Source organism: Corynebacterium sp. TAE3-ERU2, assembly GCF_019209955.1.
Classification (GTDB): domain Bacteria; phylum Actinomycetota; class Actinomycetes; order Mycobacteriales; family Mycobacteriaceae; genus Corynebacterium; species Corynebacterium megadyptis.
The window spans coordinates 45426-63222 of sequence record NZ_JAHUTL010000003.1 but is presented as its reverse complement, the minus strand read 5'-3'; the positions used below and the strand labels follow the sequence as shown (position 1 = coordinate 63222).

Genomic DNA, 17797 nt, shown 5'->3' with positions numbered 1-17797 from the left:
CCTGCTCAATCTTGGTGGGGCGTCACGCCTGGATTGATGTCCACCGACACTGAGCAGCCAGTACTAGCTTGGGCACTACCACCTCCGGAATAGATGGCAATGGTGGTGTGGAGTAGAGACGCGGCAGGAAGCCTTCGAGGGCCGCAAGAGGGAAGCCGCCAATCAACCCATGTGACACCCTCGGCTCCCGGGGAGGATTGTGACAGTGCCGTGCCTCTGGACAGTGAGAAAGTAATCGGCGGCAAGTTCGATCTCCTGCGGAGCGCACGTGTGGCTTCGCAGAACAAGATAAACACACCCTCAAACAAGAGGAACCGCGTGCCGAATGCTTTTAGCCGTGCAGGCGAGCAGCAGCTGTGCTCAGTGCTGCGGCAACGGAAGCCTCCGAGGTCGGGCCGAACCCCATGGCCCATGCCCGCTTGTTGTTCTCGCAGGTGTAGATGAAGGTGACGGTGGCTTCGAAGATCTCGAACTGGTGGTAGCTGAGGATCTCGACGCGGCGGCCCATGTCGGCCAGCAGGTTGGTGACAGCAGAGCAGGCGCCGGTGGCGATGATCTCGCGGGTGGAGTCGATGCGGGCACCGGAGCTGGTGTCGGTGATGTGGGCGGTGTAGCGGTAGCGGCCGCCGCGCAGGTTCTCACTCTCCAGGTGAGTGATGCGCATATCGCCCAGCGGGGCGTAGGTGGCGGCGAAGGTGCGCCATTCCATGCCGCGAGCCTCCTCGCGCAGGCCGCGCGGCAGGCGGTGGCCGAAGCGGGCGCGGAAGGGGTCTTCGGCAAAAGTGCGGGAGGTGGTGCGCTCGGCGGGGATCGGAGTGTGCGTGCTCGCCGGGGTAGGACGGCGGTGGTACTCGATGATGGTGGAGCGCTGAGACTGGGGAGCGTAGGTGGTGGTGGGCATGATGCCGGATCACATTCCTTTACAACGGAGCGAAAAACAACGGTGTGAAGGACTGAAAATTTCATCGCCTGCGATGAGGCGGTTCTGGGGTCTTAACGACTACTTCCTTGTGCGGAGGTTTCAGTCCTCGCTGTGCGCTCCTCCGCCAAGGTACGTAGCCTTCAGTACTCGTACGCCCTTGAGTCCGGCGGCTCGAAGGGCCACGCTCTCACGGGGTGCGCGTGCGTTCGCGGCTAGGGCGCGAAGGCTGTGTGCTTGACGGGTGATCATGTGGGGCATAGTAAGCCGTGTCACATGCCACTGGCAAATGTTAGTCAGACGTAGAATGGGATGGGGGTACCCACAGGGTGGGATAGCGAGGGGGGAGGTGCATCAGTCGTTGGGTGCGGCTCTCAACGACGCCGCTGGGAATGCGTGTCTATAGGCGCAGGGGAGGGCGAGCCAGCCCCGCTACGGCTTCACCGCCCTAGCGTGTGGCCTTAAGTCCCACATGATTATTCATGGCAGTACCTCCTAAGGAGGAACCCCCATGGCCACCGATACTGGCGCCATCAGTGAAGAGGTAGAAGAGGTGGTATCCAAGCGGGCTATGAGCCCCATGGATACTTCATTGAAGGCCGTGCCTCTTTCCTTCTTATATCGAACGGCCAAGCCCCCGAGGAGTTGAGCTGTGATAGCGAGGCCGGCATGTTCAGCGTCATCGGCAGTAAGGACGTCTTGGAGCCGTTGAAGCAACAGCGAGCGCGCCGGCACTCATCGGCGTCGTGCAGTGAACTGACGCTGCTCCCAGGGTGGGAATGAGGAGACGAAGCCATGCCTTTATGGAAAAGCCTGCGACAGCAATATACGCCCTCCTAGCTGGCTGGGAGGGCGTATGTGTGAACAGGCGTCCTTACTTTGCGTAGTTCTGCAGGAAGAGCGTCTCTGCAACGGCGATGGAGAGAATCTCCTCCGGGTCCACCGACTCATTGGGGGAGTGGATGGTGCAGGAGGGCTCCTCCACGCCGAAGAGGGCGATCTCGGCCTCGGGGAACTTCTCCTGCAGCTTCGAGGTCAGCGGAATCGATCCGCCGGAGCCAATCACCACGGTCTCCTTGCCCTCATAGGCTGCAGAGAGGGCCTCGCCAAGCACGCTGAGCGTGGTGCTTTCCGGGGCGGTGGAGAAGGGTGAATTCACGTCAAAGACGCTGATGTCCACGTGCGCGCCCCAGGGGGTGTGGTTAATCAGGTGCTGCTTCAATGCCTCGGCAACCTCCGCGGAGTCCAGTCCGGCCGGCACACGCAGGTTCAGCTGCGCCTCGGCAGTAGCGGGCACGGCATTGACGGCCTCGCTCACCGGAGTGGAGGTGAAGCCGATGATGCTCACGGCGGGACGCGCCCACAGCATATCTGCGGGGCTATCCTCCTCGGTGCCCATGATCTGGGTGCCCTCAAGCATGCCGGCGTCGCTGCGGAAGGTCTCGCGGTCATAGTCCATGCCCTGCCACTTCGCGGTGCAGTCCACGCCCTCGATCACGGTGCGGCCATGCTCATCGCGGAGCGAGTCCAGCATGCGCATGAGAGCGGCCACCGCATCCGGTGCGGCGCCGCCGAAGGAGCCGGAGTGCACGGCCGTGGCGAGGGTATCGACCTTCACGTTCAGCAGTGCCCCGCCGCGCAGCGAGGTGGTGAGGGTGGGCACGCCCACGCCGGCATTACCGGAGTCCGCGATGAGAATGGCATCGGCGGCGAAAAGCTCGGGGCGTTCGTCGATAAGCGCATCAAGGCCGGCGCCACCGCGCTCCTCGGATCCTTCAATAACCACCTTGATATTGCAGGACAGTCCGCCAATTTCCGCGAGGGTGCGCAGCACGGCGAGGTGCATCACCAGATTGCCCTTACAGTCCGCGGCGCCGCGGGCGTACCAGCGGCCATCCCGCTCGGTGAGGGTGAATGCATCCGAGGTCCAGGCGCTCGGGTCACCGGCGGGCACCACATCATAATGGGAATAGAGCAGCACCGTGGGCGCGGAATCATCGATCACCTTGGTGCCGATGAAGGTGCGGGTGCCGTCGATGGTGTCATAGGCGGTCACGTCCAGCCCGTGCTCGCGCAGGGCGGCCAGCACCCAGTCGCCGGCGGCGGTGTGCTCCTCCTTGAGCTCCTCCACGCTGTGCACAGAGTTAAAGGAGCAGAGCTCGGAGAGATCGGAAAAAATACGGCTTTTTTGCTTCTCGACGCTTGCTCGCGCCGCAGTCGGAGTAGTCATGGTGACCAGCGTACGCGGCACTCCGGTGTTCTTGCACTCAGTAGGGTAGAGTGCTAGAACAGGTCTTAGCACTTGGACATTTCGAGTGCCAGCCTAGAACAAAAGAAACAACGATAAACGCGGGTGAAGTTGGCATCACCAACACTCACCAACTGCAGCCGTCGCGGGCGCCCGCCGATATCGACGCTTGAGTGTCGTCCCTTAACTTGTATATAAGGAGCACTAAAACAACATGGCAAAGATCATCGCTTTTGATGAGGAAGCACGCCGTGGCCTGGAAAAGGGCCTGAACACCTTGGCTGACGCCGTGAAGGTGACCCTCGGCCCCAAGGGCCGCAACGTGGTTCTGGAGAAGAGCTGGGGTGCGCCGACCATCACCAATGACGGCGTGTCCATCGCGCGCGAGATCGAGCTCGAAGAGCCTTATGAGAAGATCGGCGCCGAGCTGGTCAAGGAAGTTGCGAAGAAGACTGACGATGTCGCCGGTGACGGTACCACCACCGCTACCGTGCTGGCCCAGGCTCTCGTCTCCGAGGGTCTGCGTAACGTCGCCGCTGGTTCCAACCCCATGGGTATCAAGCGCGGTATTGAGAGCGCCGTGAAGGCCGTGACCGAGAAGCTGCTCGAGGGTGCGAAGGAAGTCGAAACCCAGGAGCAGATCGCCGCGACCGCCGGCATCTCCGCTGCGGATCCCGCTATTGGCGCCAAGATCGCCGAGGCTATGTACGCCGTCGGCGGCGGCAAGCTGAACAAGGAATCCGTCATCACCGTCGAGGAGTCCAACACCTTCGGTGTGGATCTCGACGTCACCGAGGGTATGCGCTTTGATAAGGGCTACATCTCCGGCTACTTCGCTACCGACATGGAGCGTCAGGAAGCCGTCCTCGAGGATCCCTACATCCTGCTGGTCTCCGGCAAGATCTCCAATATCAAGGATCTGCTGCCGCTGCTGGAGAAGGTCATGCAGTCCGGCAAGCCGCTGCTCATCATCTCCGAGGATGTCGAGGGCGAAGCCCTGTCCACCCTCGTGGTGAACAAGATCCGCGGCACCTTCAAGTCCGTCGCTGTGAAGGCCCCGGGCTTCGGCGATCGCCGCAAGGCCATGCTGCAGGATATGGCTATCCTCACCGGCGGCCAGGTCATCTCCGAGGAGGTCGGCCTCTCCCTCGAGACCGCCGACATCCCGCTGCTGGGTACCGCCCGCAAGGTTGTGGTGACCAAGGACGAGACCACCATCGTTGAGGGTGCCGGTTCCGCCGAGCAGATCGAGGGTCGCGTCAATCAGATTCGCGCCGAGATCGAGAACTCTGATTCCGAGTACGACCGCGAGAAGCTGCAGGAGCGCCTGGCCAAGCTGGCCGGTGGCGTGGCAGTGATCAAGGTCGGCGCCGCCACCGAGGTGGAGCTGAAGGAGCGCAAGCACCGCATCGAGGATGCCGTGCGCAACGCCAAGGCTGCCGTGGAAGAGGGCATCGTTGCCGGCGGTGGCGTGGCCCTACTGCAGGCCGCCCACGTGCTGGACTCCGACCTGGACCTCACCGGTGACGAGGCTATCGGCGTGAAGATCGTGCGCGCCGCACTCTCCGCTCCGCTGAAGCAGATCGCTGAGAACGCCGGCCTGGAGCCGGGCGTGGTGGCCGATAAGGTCTCCAACCTGCCCGTCGGCGAGGGCCTGAACGCCGCTACCGGCGAGTACCAGAACCTCATGGAGGCCGGCATCAATGACCCGGTGAAGGTCACCCGCTCTGCGCTGCAGAACGCTGCCTCCATCGCGGCTCTGTTCCTCACCACCGAGGCCGTCGTGGCCGACAAGCCGCAGCCCGCTGGCTCCGGCATGCCGGACGCCGACGCCATGGGTGGCATGGGCGGCATGATGTAAGCATCACCGCTCACACGCACTAACAAGCCTCAGATCCCGCACGGGTCTGGGGCTTGTGTGCTGTGCGCTAGCATCGGCAATCATGAACGCACCACGCATGAGGGTATCCATCGTGTCCGCGGGAGCAGTGGGCACAGCCATCGGGGAGAAGCTCGCTGCCGTCGGCCACCGCGTCGATTACACGGCCGCACCCGCCACGGCGGCGGAGAACGCCCAGCTGCTGGTGCTCGACCTTGGCGATAACGACCTGGAGGCGGCGGTGGCCGAGCTCCTGCCACACGTGCAGCCACGCCAGATCGTGCTGCACACCGCCGCTAGCCACGGGGTAGGGGTGCTGCAGCCGCTGGCCGAGCGCGGGGCGCTCACCATCGCCGCCCATCCCGCCATGATCGCCGCCGATGCGGCGCGCCTCGATGGCTGCGGCTGGGGTGTGACTACGCGCGATGAGCTCGCCGCCACCGTCGCGGAATTGCTCATCACCGAGATGAACGGCCATGCCATCGCCATCGCCGAGCAGCAGCGGGATCTCTACGCCGCTGCCATAGCCCACGGCTCCCACCATGCGGCGGCGATCGCCGCCCAGACCGCCGAGCTGCTCGAGCAGTGTATGGATGCCCCCTCGATGCGGGGCGCGCAGCTGCTCAGCGAGCCGCTTGTGCACCAGAGCATGAGCCTCGCGCTCAGCGGAGAGCTCACCCCCGCCGCCCCGGCGGATGCCGCCACCGTAGAACGCCAGTTGGCTGCCATCGGCGCTGGTCCAGCCCGTGACAGCTATGTTGCCGTAGCCCGGGCGCTCGCGGCGCAGAGCGGGCCGGCAGCGGTGCTGGAGGTGCTCGAGGCGGCGTCGACAAGCCAAGAAAAGGATTTCCGCTTTTGACCAACGCAGCCGCGATCTCGGGACTAGACTGATTAGTATGGCTGACAAGAAAAAGAAGGATGAAGAGCTGCCCGTCATCGACCTTGCGGCAACCGAGGGTTATTACGTTGATGACTCGGATGAGGATGATCCGGTACTCGTTAAGCCCGATGGCAGCCCGGTGGATACGTGGTTTGAGAACTATCCCTATGACGACCGGATGAGCCGCGATGAGTACGAGCACGTCAAGCGCGCCCTCCAGATCGAGCTCTTGAAGTGGCAGAACTGGACCAAGGACACCGGCCAGGCGCACATCATTCTTTTCGAAGGCCGCGACGCCGCCGGTAAGGGCGGCACGATTAAGCGTTTTAATGAGCACCTCAACCCTCGCGGTGCCCGCACTGTGGCCTTAGAGAAGCCCTCGCCGCGCGAGTCCACCTCCTGGTATTTCCAGCGTTATATCGAGCACTTCCCGTGCGCCGGCGAGATCGTGTTCTTCGACCGCTCCTGGTACAACCGCTCCGGCGTGGAGCGCGTCATGGGCTTCTGCACCGAGGCGCAGCACGCCGAGTTCCTCCGCGAGGTGCCCATGCTGGAGAACATGATCATGGGCTCCGGTATTTCCCTGACCAAGCTGTGGTTCTCCGTGACGCAGAAGGAGCAGCGCACCCGCTTCGCGATTCGCCAGGTCGATCCCGTGCGCCAGTGGAAGCTCTCGCCGATGGACCTCGCATCCTTGGATAAGTGGGATGATTACACCCGCGCCAAGGAGGAGCAATTCCGCTACACGGACACCGATGAGTCGCCGTGGATCACCATTAAGTCCAATGACAAAAAGCGCGCCCGCATCAACGCCATGCGCTATGTGCTGAGCAAGTTCGAATACACCGGCAAGGATCACGAGCTGGTGGGCGAGCCCGATCCGCTGATCGTGCGTCGCGGCCGCGACCAGATCGGGGACTAACCCTTATTACGACACCAGGCGCCACCTATCGGTGGCGCCTGTGGTGTTTCTCGAGTGTTTCTCGCGGGCCGGCTCAGCGGGTCTGCGGTTCGATCGGATTGCCCTGCCAGCGGGAATGGGGCGGTACCTGATCGCCGCGCATCACCAGTGAGGCCGGGCCCACGGTGGTGCCTTCGCCAATGGTGCTGGCGGGCAGCGCCACGGAGTGCGCGCCCAAGGTGGCCCCGTCGCCAATGCTGACGGTATCGAGGCTCATCACGCGGTCCTGGAAGAGGTGGGTCTGCACCACGGTGCCCGGCCCCACAGTGGCCCCGGTGCCCACATGGCAGAGATCCGCCTCGGGGAACCAATAGGACTCGATCCACGCGCCGCGGCCAATATCCGCCCCGAGGCTGCGCAGGCACAGCGAGAGCGTTCCCGTGCCGAGAGCGTGGGTGAGAATCCACGGCGCCGCCACTGTTTCCACGAAGGCGTCTTGCAGCTCATTGAGCCACACAAAGCGGCTCCACAGGGGATGATCCTCGGCGCGGATGGCGCGCACGCACAGCCACTTCATCGCCGCGGTCACCGCCATGGCCACCGCCCCGGCGGCCATGAGCAGCAGCCCGCCGCAGAGAACCAGCACCACCGCAGCGCCCGGGCCCAGCGCGAGCAGCAGAGCCTGCAGTGCCGCCGCCACCGCCACCGCCAGTGTCGCCGAGGTCATCGGCGCTAAGAGCCGCAGGGTTTCCACGACACCGCGGCGCGCTTTGAGCGAGGTGGGCGGATCATAGGTCACGGTCGTGCCCCCGCCGGCGCAGGCCTCGACGCGGCGCATGCGCTCGGGCGGGGAGCCCCACCAATTGGATCCCGCCTTCGGCTTCTTCGGCGTGGAGGACAGCACCGCCACCAGGGAGTTCTTGCTCAGCTTCCGGCCGGGCCCGGTCACACTGGAGTTGCCGAGGAAGCTCCTCTTGCCCACCTTGCAGCGATCCACATACAGCCAGCCGCGGCCGAGTTCATAGCTGGCGATGGAGGTGTCATCGGCCAAGAAGGCGCCATCGCGTACCTCGGTGAGGGCGGGGATCATCACGGCGGTGGATACCTCGGCATCGGCGCCGATGCGGGCTCCCAGGCTGCGCAGCCACACCGGGGTGAGCTGCGCGGCATAGAGCGGGAAGAGATAGTGCCGGGCATCGTCCATGAGCCGGTGGATGGTCCACGCCCGCCAGCCGCCCACCGAGCGCACCGGCACCACCCCGGGTGTTAAGCCGAGCTGGAGCGCGCGCACCAGCACCCAGATCTCCACGGTTAGGGCGCAGAAGGCCACCAGGGCGCCCAGCGGGGCGGTGGCGAGGGCCACCAGCACCGTGGAGGTAGAGCCAGACGCGAGCTGGGTGGCGGCTGCCACCACGGTCGCGCCAGCGGCCAAGGCCAGGATGGGCACGAGCCCCAGCAGCAGGGAGGTGAGATAGTACACCGGCACCCAGCGGGCATTGCGCGGCGGCGGCGAATCCGGGAAGTCATCCTTCGGCTTGCCCACCTTACGGGCCGGAGAGCCCGCCCAGCGGGACCACTTCTTCACCTTCTTATCCCCAGTCACGCACGATCCCGGCTCCACCTGGGCGCCTTCGGCGATGCGGCTGCCCGGCAGCAGCACCGAGCGCGCACCCACCCGGGCATAGGCGTCGATGCGCACCGGGCCCACGTGCAGGGTATCGCCATCGAGCCAATAGCCGGAGAGCTCCACCTCCGGCTCCACACAGCAAAAATCGCCGAGGCGCAGCAGCCCAGTCACGGGGGCAGGGGTGTGCAGGTTCACGCCCTTGCCCACGCGGGCGCCCAGCATGCGGGCGAAGCTCACCGTGAACGCCGCCGAGGAAATCGACCGGGCGCCACAGACATCCGCTACCCGTTCCGCCGCCCAGATGCGCAGGTGCACACTTCCGCCGCGCGGATAATCCCCGGCCGTGATGCCGCGGGTGAGCAGCCGAATGATGCCGGCCGCCAGCGGCAGCCGGCCCAGCGGGGTGAGAAAGACCAGCGTGCACAGCAGCGATAGCTGCCAGGGCACCGGCACCGCCCAATCCACCAGCGGCATCCCACTCGGGAGGGAGAGGAGGGTATTGATAATGAAGAGCCAGCTCACCCACTGGGCGGCCCGCAGCGCCATCACCGGGATCTGAATGAGCTCCTGGGCCAGGCGGCTGCGGCGAGACACTGGGGCGCAGGCGCGCCGGGAGCTGGTGTCCTCCGGCACCGGGGTGCCGAGGCTGTCGAGATAATCGGCGAGCGCCCCGAGGCGCGGCCGGTCATAGAGATCCCGCACGGACATGGTGGGGATGCGTTCGCGGATCCGGCCCACCAGGGTGGCGGCGGCAAGCGAGGTGCCGCCGAGGGAGAAGAAGTCCGCCTGTGGGCCGTCCACGGCCACGCCGAGCACGTCCACCCACACGGTGGCGAGCCAGCGCTCGGTCTCGCTCATACCCTCGCTATGCACGGTGGCGCTCGGCAGCGGCCAGGGCAGGGCGCGCTTGTCTACCTTGCCGGCGGTGGTGACGGGCAGTTCCTCCATCACATGCATTCTGGGCACCAGCGCGGCGGGCATGAGCTCGGCGAGGCGTTGCTGTGCCCGCGCCATATCGAATCCGGCGGTCGGGTCGTCGAGGGAGACATAGCCCACCAGCACGGAATCGCCGCCGCCGGTTTTTTGCACCACCACCGTGGAGGAGCGCACATTCTCCACGCTGGATAGCCCCGCATCCACTTCGCCGAGTTCGATGCGGCGGCCGCCGATTTTCACCTGATCGTCTATGCGGCCCACGAAATAGAGGCCGTCTTCTTCCAGGCGCACGTGATCGCCGGAGGCATAGGCCCGCTCCCAGCCGAGGGCGGGCAGCGGGGCGTATTTTTCGGCGTCCTTGTCTGGGTCGAGATACCGGGCCAGCCCCACGCCGCCGATGATGAGCTCACCCACCTCGCCGACAGCTACCGGCTCGCCCGCGCTATCGACCACCGCCAGATCCCAGCCATCCAGCGGCAGCCCGATACTCACGGGCCGGCCGGGCTGGAGTTGGGTGCCGCAGGCCACCACCGTCGCTTCGGTGGGGCCATAGGTATTCCACATTTCGCGCTGCGGGGTGGCGAGCCGCTCGATGAGCTCCTGGGAGCAGGCCTCGCCGCCGACGATGAGCAGGCGCACATTATCTAAAGCCTCATCCGGCCACAGCCCGGCGAGGGTGGGCACGGTGGAGACCACGGTGATACCCCGGCGAATCAGCCACGGCCCGAGGTCCATTCCGGAACGCACCAGCGAGCGCGGGGCCGGCACGAGGCAGGCGCCGTGCCCGAAGGCCAGCCACATTTCCTCGCAGGAGGCGTCGAAGGCCACCGAGAGTCCGGCGAGCACGCGATCCTCGGGGCCGAGCGGGCCGCCCGGGGAGTCCACGAGGAACCAGCGCGCCTCGGCGTCCACGAAGGCGGCGGCGCTGCGATGCGTCACGGCCACCCCCTTCGGGGTGCCGGTGGAGCCGGAGGTGAAAATAATCCAGGCATCATCGTCTACGCTGGGCGGGCCGGGCGGATAGGCCTGGGGCAGCGGCGTAACGAGTCGCAGTCCCGCGGCGTCGATAAGCGCATCGATATGCGCCTCGCCAAAGACCAGCGCGGCGCGCTCGGCGGGATCATCGGCATCCACCGGCACATAGGCCGCGCCGGCCAGCAGCGTGCCCAGAATGGCCACATAGAGCTGGGCGCTTCCCGACGCCATCTGGATGCCCACCCTGGCGCCGCGGCCAATACCGAGAGCCTGTAGCTGCTCGGCGGTGGCGCGCACCTCGGTCATGAGCTCGGCATAGGTGAGCACGGTGCCGTCGTCGATAGCGGCGGCCTGGGGATGGGCGGCGGCGGTGGCGCTGAGGATATCAATAAGTGTGCGCGCCTCGGGGGCGCGCACACGGGCACTATATTGGGGCAGCAGCACGCCGATTAGTCCTCGTCGGAGGCCTCGGCGGCCATGATGGCCTTGGCCAGCTTGCGGAGGTGCTTGAGCTGCTTATTCGTGGATTCGTCCAAGGCGCGATCCTCGGCTGCAGTCACGATCTCGGTGAGGTGATCGCGGGCCTTGGTGCCCTTCTTGGTGGTGGTGACGATCTGGCGGCGGCGATCCTGTTTATCGCGCTCGCGCTTCACCCACTTCTTTTCTTCGAGGGCGTCAATGAGCCGCACCATATCGGAGGCGTCCATGGAGAGGATGTCGCAGAGCTTGGATTGGCTGGAGGCGCTCGCCGTGGCGAGACAGCACAATACCCAGTACTCCCGCAGGTTGGTGTTTTCTTCCTGCAGCGCCGCCTCGACCTCGTCGCGGGTGCGCCTGCGGAGCCGTTCTAATTGAAAGGAGGGGGATTCAAGCAACATCTGGGGGAGATCAGGATGTATGGCCATAGCCACAAGTGTAGCCAACCGAACCTAAAAAAGAGCGCATAGCAGCAAAAAGGAGCCGGCCCACCCCCTTCGATCTCCACTTCGAAGGGAGGAACCGACTCCTCATACCTGATCCTAGACAGATCACATCTGTCATACAAGAATGCTCTACTTGCCGTAGCGCTCCACGGAGTCCTGCAGGATCTTCTCGGCCTCGGCCTTGGTGCCCCAGCCGGAGCCCTGAACTTCCTTATTGGGCTCGAGATCCTTGTAGTGCACGAAGAAGTGCTCGATCTCATCACGCAGGGACTGCGGCACATCCTCGATGTCCTGGATGTCGTCCCAGCGGACATCGTCGATCACGCAGAGCAGCTTGTCATCGCCGCCGGCCTCATCGGTCATCTTGAATACGCCGACGGGGCGGGCTTCCACGATCACGCCGGGGAATACGGGCTCGGGCAGGATTACCAGCGCGTCCATGGGGTCGCCATCCTCGCCCAGGGTGTGGTCAATGAACCCATAGTCCAAGGGGTAGGCCATCGGGGTGAACAGGTAGCGGTCCAGGTACACCTTGCCGGACTCGTGGTCCACCTCGTACTTATTGCGGGAGCCCTTGGGAATCTCGATGGTTACTTCAACAGACATGGTGTGAGCTGCAGCCCCTTTCGGCTGGGAAACGTTCGGGTTGTTCATACTGCACCCTCTGGGAGGGTCTGCTCCTATCGTAGCGTGGCCTATAATCGCTCGGGTACGTGCGGCGGATAAGAGTGCGCATAGGAGTTAAAGGGAAGAGATGTCTGCGAAGGCGAAGAGTTCAAAGGCGTGGTGGGTCACCTCTATCGTTGTGGCCGGTGCCGCGGTCGGCTCCATCGCTGGGGTGGGTATCGATGCCTATGTGACCGAGCGTGGTCTCAGCCACCCCGAGGTGGTGAGCGCCCACGCCGTGACCGGTAGCTTCAGCCCCGCCGAGCCGAGCGCCGAGGTAGATAATGAGCAGCTGGGCGCCCAGGTGGCCGAGCTGGCCAGCGATCCGCGCCTGGGTTCTTTCGCCGGGGTGCTCACCGACACCACCACGGGCGAGCAGGTGTGGTCGCTCAATCCGGATGAGCAGATGCGCCCAGCCTCCGCCACCAAGCTGCTCACCGCCGCGGCCGCGCTCATCGCGCTGGGCGAGGACGATCGGCTCACCACCACCGTCCACGACGCCGGCGAGGGCACCGTGGTGCTCAAGGCCGCGGGCGATGTGATGCTCAATGACGCCATGCTCGACCAGCTCGCCGCGCAGCTCTCTGGGGTTCCGGTGGAGGCCGTGGCCATGGACACCTCCGTGTGGCCGGAGGAGGAGTTCAGCTCGAAGTGGAATAAGAGCGATATTGGCGGCGGCTATATCGCGCCCATGCAACCGATGATGCTCAATGGCGCCCGCATGGGTGCCGACTCTGGCGATGTGCCGCGCTCCACCACCCCGGCGGAGGATGTGGCCCACGCCCTGGCGGAGAAGCTGGGCGTGGAGTTTGTGGGCACCGCGGAGGCCACCGGCCCGACCCTGGCGAGCGTGAACTCCGAGCCGCTGCCGGTGCGCCTGCACACCATGATGGTGCATTCGGACAATGTGATGGCCGAAGCCTTTGGCCGGGAGGTGGCGGTGCACACCGGCTATCCCGCCACCCAGGATGGCTCCCGCGACGCCACTCTGGCGGTGCTGGCGGAGCACGGTATCGACACCAGCGGCATGGACATGGTGGACAATTCCGGCCTGTCTCAGCAGAACGCTATCTCCACGGCCGCTTTCGCTCGGGTGCTCAGCGCCGTGGCCAGCGACCCCGTGCTGCGGCCGTTGCTGGATACTTTGCCGGTGGCCGGCGGCGAGGGAAGTCTCAGTTCCCGTTTCGGCGGTAGCGCCGGCGAGGGCTGGGTGCGCGCCAAGACGGGCACGCTCACCGATACCGCGGCGCTCGCGGGGCTGATCCCCGCCGAGAATGGCCATAGCTATGCTTTCGCGTTCATCTGCAATGACGCCTCCATCCTGCCGGCGCGCGCCGCGATGGATGAGATTGCCTCCTCGATTCGTTCCTTCTAGCCCATGCCCACCCATATCGGCGAGATTCCGCTGCCGCGGCGCAGCCCGCACTTTCTTGCTTGTCGACGCCATGTTCGCGCCTTCACCACCCCCGTGGCGGCGATTGGCCTCTCGGGCGGGCCGGACTCCCTTGCCCTGGTGGCGGCCGCCGTCGCCGAGGGGGTGCAGGTGCGGGCGATCTGCGTGGACCATCAGCTGCAGCCCGGCTCCCGCGAGGTGGCCGAACGCGCCGCAGCCACCGCCCGCCGCATGGGCGCGAGCGCCGTGGTGGTGCCTGTGACAGTGGATGCCCGCGTCGGCGGGGTGGAGGCGGCGGCCCGGCGGGCCCGCTATGCCGCCCTGCAGCAGCACGCCGATTCTTGGCCGCTGTGGGTGGCCCACACCCTCGATGATCAGGCCGAGACGCTGCTGCTGTCTGCGCTGCGCGGCCGGGTGACGGGCATGGCGGCGCGGGATCGCCACGTACAGCGGCCCTTTCTCGGTCTGCGCCGCGCCGATACCGAGGGCGCCTGCGCCGAGCTGGGTTTAGAGCCGTGGCAGGATCCGCAGAATGCGGATACGGGGCTGCGTCGAGTAGCGATCCGCTCTGCGGTGCTGCCGCTGTTGTCCGAGATCACCGGCGCGGATGTGGCACCTGCCCTCGCCCGGGCCGCCGCCACCGTGCGCGAGGATGCGGACTTTCTGTCCACTCAGGTGCCCGAGATCCACGCCGAGGGGGTGAGCGTGGCGCTGGCCGCCGAGCCGCGGCCGCTGCGGGTGCGGGCCATTATGGCGTTCTTGCGCCAGCACGACGCGGCCGTGTCAGCGGCGATCATTGACGCCGTCGATGCGCTCTTGGTGGATTGGCATGGCCAAGGTGGGGTAGCGGTGGGGAAAACATCGGAGGGGCTACGATTGGTCGTGCGCCGAAAAAGTGGCACACTCGTCATGGACGAATCCCCCTAATTAGCAGCTAGGAACCATCATGGAATCTGCCAAGGACATCGCCGTTCCCGCGGGCAAGTATCACGACGACATCGAAGACGTGATCATCGACGAAAAAGCCCTGCACGCACGCATCCGCGAGCTCGCCGACACGGTGAGCAAGGAGTATGCCGACATTGAGGATGACCTCGTGCTGGTGTGCGTGCTCAAGGGCGCGGTGTATTTCATCACCGATTTCTCCCGCGAGCTCTCCATTCCCGCGCAGATGGAGTTCATGGCGGTCTCCTCCTATGGCAACTCTGTGTCCTCCTCCGGCGTGGTGCGCATCCTCAAGGATCTGGACCGCGATATCGCCGGCAAGCACGTGCTCATCGTGGAGGACATCATCGACTCCGGTCTCACCCTCTCGTGGTTGATGAAGAACCTCAGCAACCGCCAGCCCGCCTCCCTCAAGGTGGTCACGCTCTTGCGCAAGCCGGAAGCTGTGTCCGCCAAGGTGGAGCTTCTCGACGTCGGCTTTGACATCATCAACGCGTTCGTTGTCGGCTATGGCCTCGACTATGCCGAGCGCTATCGCGATCTGCCGTATATCGGCTTGCTCAAAGAACGCGTGTATAAGGACTAGACTCAAAGGCCTCTATGAAGAACAAAAAGATCCTCAATATCGGGCTCATCGCGGCTGTTGTGCTGGTGGGGCTGTTCCTCATCGTGCAGCTCACGGACGATACCCGCTCCTACCGCGAGGTAGACACCTCGGTGGCGCTCACCCAGCTGAACGACAAGAACGCCAAAGAGGTCCGCATCGATGACCGCGAACAGCGGGTGCTCATCGAGCTCAAAGACCCCATTACCGTGGATAAAACCGAGGGCGTAGAGAAGGTGCAGAGCCAGTACCCGGCCCGCACCGCCCCGGAGATCTTCGACCGCGTCACCCAGGCCGATCCGGAGAAATTCACCACCAAGGTCACGCGGGATTCCTTCATCGGCTCGATGCTGACGATGATGCTGCCGCTGCTGCTCATCTTCGCCCTCATCATGTTCTTCTTCAGCCGCATGCAGGGCGGCGGCATGGGGCCCTTCGGTTTCGGCGGCTCCAAGGCCAAGGAACTCACCAAGGACATGCCCACCAACACCTTCGAGGATGTGGCTGGTGCGGATGAGGCCGTGGATGAGCTCCACGAGATCAAGGACTTCCTGCAGGATCCCACTATCTACGAGAAGCTGGGGGCAAAGATTCCCCGCGGCGTGCTGCTCTATGGCCCGCCCGGCACCGGTAAAACCCTGCTGGCCCGCGCCGTCGCCGGTGAGGCCGGGGTGCCGTTCTACTCCATCTCCGGCTCCGACTTCGTGGAGATGTTCGTGGGCGTGGGCGCCTCGCGCGTGCGTGACCTGTTCAAGCAGGCCAAGGAGAATAGCCCCTGCATCATCTTCGTCGATGAGATCGACGCCGTCGGCCGCCAGCGCGGCGCCGGCATGGGCGGCGGCCACGATGAGCGCGAGCAGACCCTCAACCAGCTGCTGGTGGAGATGGACGGCTTCGGCGATCGCCAGGGCGTGATCCTCATGGCCGCCACCAACCGCCCCGATATTTTGGACCCGGCGCTGCTGCGTCCGGGGCGCTTCGACCGCCAGATCCCGGTGACCAACCCAGACTTGAAGGGCCGCGAGAAGATTCTCGAGGTCCACGCCAAGGGCAAGCCCTTCGCCCCCGATGCTGATCTCACGGCGCTGGCCAAGCGCACCGCCGGCATGTCCGGCGCGGACCTAGCCAATGTGCTCAACGAGGCCGCTCTGCTCACCGCGCGTGTGGGCGGCAGCGTAATCACCGCCGATGCGCTCGAGGAGGCCACCGATCGCGTGATCGGCGGCCCGCGACGCTCCTCCAAGGTGATCTCCGAGCAGGAGAAGAAGGTCACCGCCTATCACGAGGGCGGCCACACTCTCTCCGCGTGGGCGCTGAAGGATATTGAGCGCGTGTACAAGGTGACCATCCTGGCGCGCGGCCGCACCGGCGGTCATGCCATGACGGCCCAAGAAGACGATAAGGGCATGTACAACCGCAAGGAGCTATTCGCCCGGCTCGTCTTTGCCATGGGTGGGCGCTCCGCCGAGGAACTCGTCTTTGGTGCCCCTACCACGGGCGCATCCTCCGATATTGAGCAGGCCACCAAGATCGCCCGGGCCATGGTGACCGAGTACGGCATGTCCCCCGAGCTGGGCCTCGTGAAATACGGGGAGGAGCAGGGCGATCCCTTCGCCGGCATGGGCCGCGGTGGCTCCATCGAATACTCCGAGAAGGTGGCAGCCACCATCGACGACGAGGTGCGTTATCTGCTGCGTAAGGCGCATGAGACCAGCTACCGCATTCTGCGCGAGCACCGCGATACCCTCGATGCCTTGGCCTATAAGCTGCTGCAGAAGGAAACCCTGCGCCGCCCCGATCTGGAGGCCTTGTTCACCGATATCGAGCCCCGCGGGGTGGAAGAGGTCTTCCCCTCCGAGGACATCGACTTCCCGGCTCAGCTCGACCGCGAACCGGTCAAGACCCCCGTGGAGGAGGCCATCGAGCGCGGTGAGGAACCGCCGCGGCCCTTCTCTCTGCTCGAGGCATCGAAGGCAGCGAGGGCGCGTCGTGAAGCGGAAATGGCCAAGCGCCAGCAGGAGCTGTCTCCCGTCGCCCCCGAACAGGGCCCGTGGACTCCGAAGTCCGGCTCCACCCCCAACTACGGCACCCCGCCGCCGAAGGGCTGGACCGTGCCGGGCTGGCCGCAGCAACAGCAACCGCAGCCAGAGCAGCCGCAGCAGCCAGAGCAGCAGCCGGACCCGCAGAAGCAGCACCCGGGCGTGGAAAACTATGGCGAGAACACCGAGGTCATCGGCTTCCGTCTGCCGGAGCGGGAGCGCCCCGACGAGGACGAGCACTATAACGGCAGCCACCGGGCGCAGGAGTAAGAAGCGATGAGCGAGCACGAGTTTGACGCCGACCGCATTGAGCGTGCGGTGCGCGAGATCCTGATCGCTATCGGTGAAGACCCGGATCGCGAGGGCCTCGCCGCCACCCCGGGGCGGGTGGCGCGCGCCTATGAGGAGATCTTCGCTGGCTTGCGCGAGGATCCCGCCGACGTGCTGAATACCACCTTCGATGAGGGGCACCGGGAGCTGGTGCTGGTGCGCGATATTCCTATCTATTCGGTGTGCGAGCATCACCTCGTGCCCTTCTATGGGCGCGCCCATATCGGCTATATCCCGGGCAGCAATGGCACCGTCACCGGCCTGTCCAAGCTGGCTCGGCTGGTGGATCTTTATGCCAAGCGCCCGCAGGTGCAGGAGCGGCTGACCACCCAGGTGGCCGATGCCCTCGTGGAGAAGCTGGGCGCGCACTCGGTGATCGTGGTGATCGAGTGCGAGCATATGTGCATGGGGATGCGCGGCATTCGCAAGCCCGGCGCCATGACCACCACCTCGGCGGTGCGGGGCGGTTTCCAACGCTCCGCCGCCTCCCGTGCCGAAGTCCTCAGCCTGATCCGCGGATGCTAGGAATACT

At 65.2% G+C, this 17797-nt stretch carries 13 protein-coding genes; 8 read left to right on the top strand and 5 right to left on the bottom strand.

Features of this window, described 5'->3' with window-relative positions; all coding sequences use genetic code 11:
- Nucleotides 1-331: 331 nt before the first annotated feature.
- Together KRX12_RS05130 and KRX12_RS05125 are read right to left on the bottom strand one after the other, a co-directional pair.
- A complete protein-coding gene (locus KRX12_RS05130; protein WP_218365960.1) occupies nucleotides 332-901 on the bottom strand; it encodes an acetyl-CoA acetyltransferase in 570 nt (189 codons plus the stop codon).
- 892 nt (nucleotides 902-1793) lie between these two features.
- A complete protein-coding gene (locus tag KRX12_RS05125) occupies nucleotides 1794-3149 on the bottom strand; it encodes a dipeptidase (RefSeq protein WP_218365959.1) in 1356 nt (451 codons plus the stop codon).
- 232 nt (nucleotides 3150-3381) lie between these two features.
- Between KRX12_RS05125 and groL the strand changes: the two genes are divergently transcribed.
- The 3 genes from groL (at nucleotide 3382) to ppk2 (ending at nucleotide 6848) form a co-directional block, all read left to right on the top strand.
- Nucleotides 3382-5028: a chaperonin GroEL gene (gene groL, locus KRX12_RS05120; RefSeq protein ID WP_218365958.1), complete on the top strand. Its 1647-nt coding sequence runs from the start codon at nucleotides 3382-3384 to the stop codon at nucleotides 5026-5028.
- Nucleotides 5029-5110: 82 nt separating this feature from the next.
- Complete coding sequence (locus tag KRX12_RS05115; protein ID WP_218365957.1) at nucleotides 5111-5905, top strand: DUF2520 domain-containing protein; 795 nt, start codon at nucleotides 5111-5113, stop codon at nucleotides 5903-5905.
- Between the two features lie 37 nt (nucleotides 5906-5942).
- Entirely contained in the window at nucleotides 5943-6848 is a 906-nt protein-coding gene (ppk2, locus tag KRX12_RS05110) for a polyphosphate kinase 2 (protein ID WP_151530189.1), read from the top strand.
- A 73-nt stretch (nucleotides 6849-6921) separates the two neighbouring features.
- Here ppk2 and KRX12_RS05105 read toward each other — a convergent pair whose 3' ends face one another.
- The 3 genes from KRX12_RS05105 to KRX12_RS05095 all read right to left on the bottom strand — a co-directional run bounded on the left by KRX12_RS05105 (nucleotide 6922) and on the right by KRX12_RS05095 (nucleotide 11894).
- Nucleotides 6922-10809, bottom strand: coding sequence for a Pls/PosA family non-ribosomal peptide synthetase (locus tag KRX12_RS05105; RefSeq protein WP_218365956.1), 3888 nt, complete (start codon nucleotides 10807-10809; stop codon nucleotides 6922-6924).
- A gap of 5 nt (nucleotides 10810-10814) precedes the next feature.
- Entirely contained in the window at nucleotides 10815-11270 is a 456-nt protein-coding gene (locus KRX12_RS05100; RefSeq protein WP_218365955.1) for a MarR family winged helix-turn-helix transcriptional regulator, read from the bottom strand.
- 147 nt (nucleotides 11271-11417) lie between these two features.
- Entirely contained in the window at nucleotides 11418-11894 is a 477-nt protein-coding gene (locus KRX12_RS05095) for an inorganic diphosphatase (RefSeq protein WP_151530192.1), read from the bottom strand.
- A 148-nt stretch (nucleotides 11895-12042) separates the two neighbouring features.
- Between KRX12_RS05095 and dacB the strand changes: the two genes are divergently transcribed.
- Genes dacB through folE form a run of 5 tightly spaced genes read left to right on the top strand, consistent with a single transcriptional unit; the run spans nucleotide 12043 to nucleotide 17790 of the window.
- Nucleotides 12043-13329 carry a D-alanyl-D-alanine carboxypeptidase/D-alanyl-D-alanine-endopeptidase gene (gene dacB / locus KRX12_RS05090; protein WP_218365954.1) on the top strand — a complete coding sequence of 429 codons (1287 nt, stop codon included), beginning with the start codon at nucleotides 12043-12045 and terminating at the stop codon, nucleotides 13327-13329.
- A 3-nt stretch (nucleotides 13330-13332) separates the two neighbouring features.
- The gene (gene tilS, locus KRX12_RS05085) at nucleotides 13333-14274 is read left to right on the top strand and encodes a tRNA lysidine(34) synthetase TilS (RefSeq protein WP_218365953.1); all 942 of its coding nucleotides are present in this window, start codon (nucleotides 13333-13335) and stop codon (nucleotides 14272-14274) included.
- A 19-nt stretch (nucleotides 14275-14293) separates the two neighbouring features.
- Nucleotides 14294-14878 (top strand): hypoxanthine phosphoribosyltransferase, encoded by a 585-nt coding sequence (hpt, locus tag KRX12_RS05080; RefSeq protein ID WP_218365112.1) that lies wholly within the window; start codon nucleotides 14294-14296, stop codon nucleotides 14876-14878.
- Between the two features lie 14 nt (nucleotides 14879-14892).
- Nucleotides 14893-17205, top strand: a complete 2313-nt coding sequence (gene ftsH, locus KRX12_RS05075) for an ATP-dependent zinc metalloprotease FtsH (protein ID WP_218365952.1) — start codon at nucleotides 14893-14895, stop codon at nucleotides 17203-17205.
- Between the two features lie 6 nt (nucleotides 17206-17211).
- Nucleotides 17212-17790, top strand: a complete 579-nt coding sequence (folE, locus tag KRX12_RS05070) for a GTP cyclohydrolase I FolE (protein ID WP_218365951.1) — start codon at nucleotides 17212-17214, stop codon at nucleotides 17788-17790.
- Nucleotides 17791-17797 lie beyond the last annotated feature (7 nt).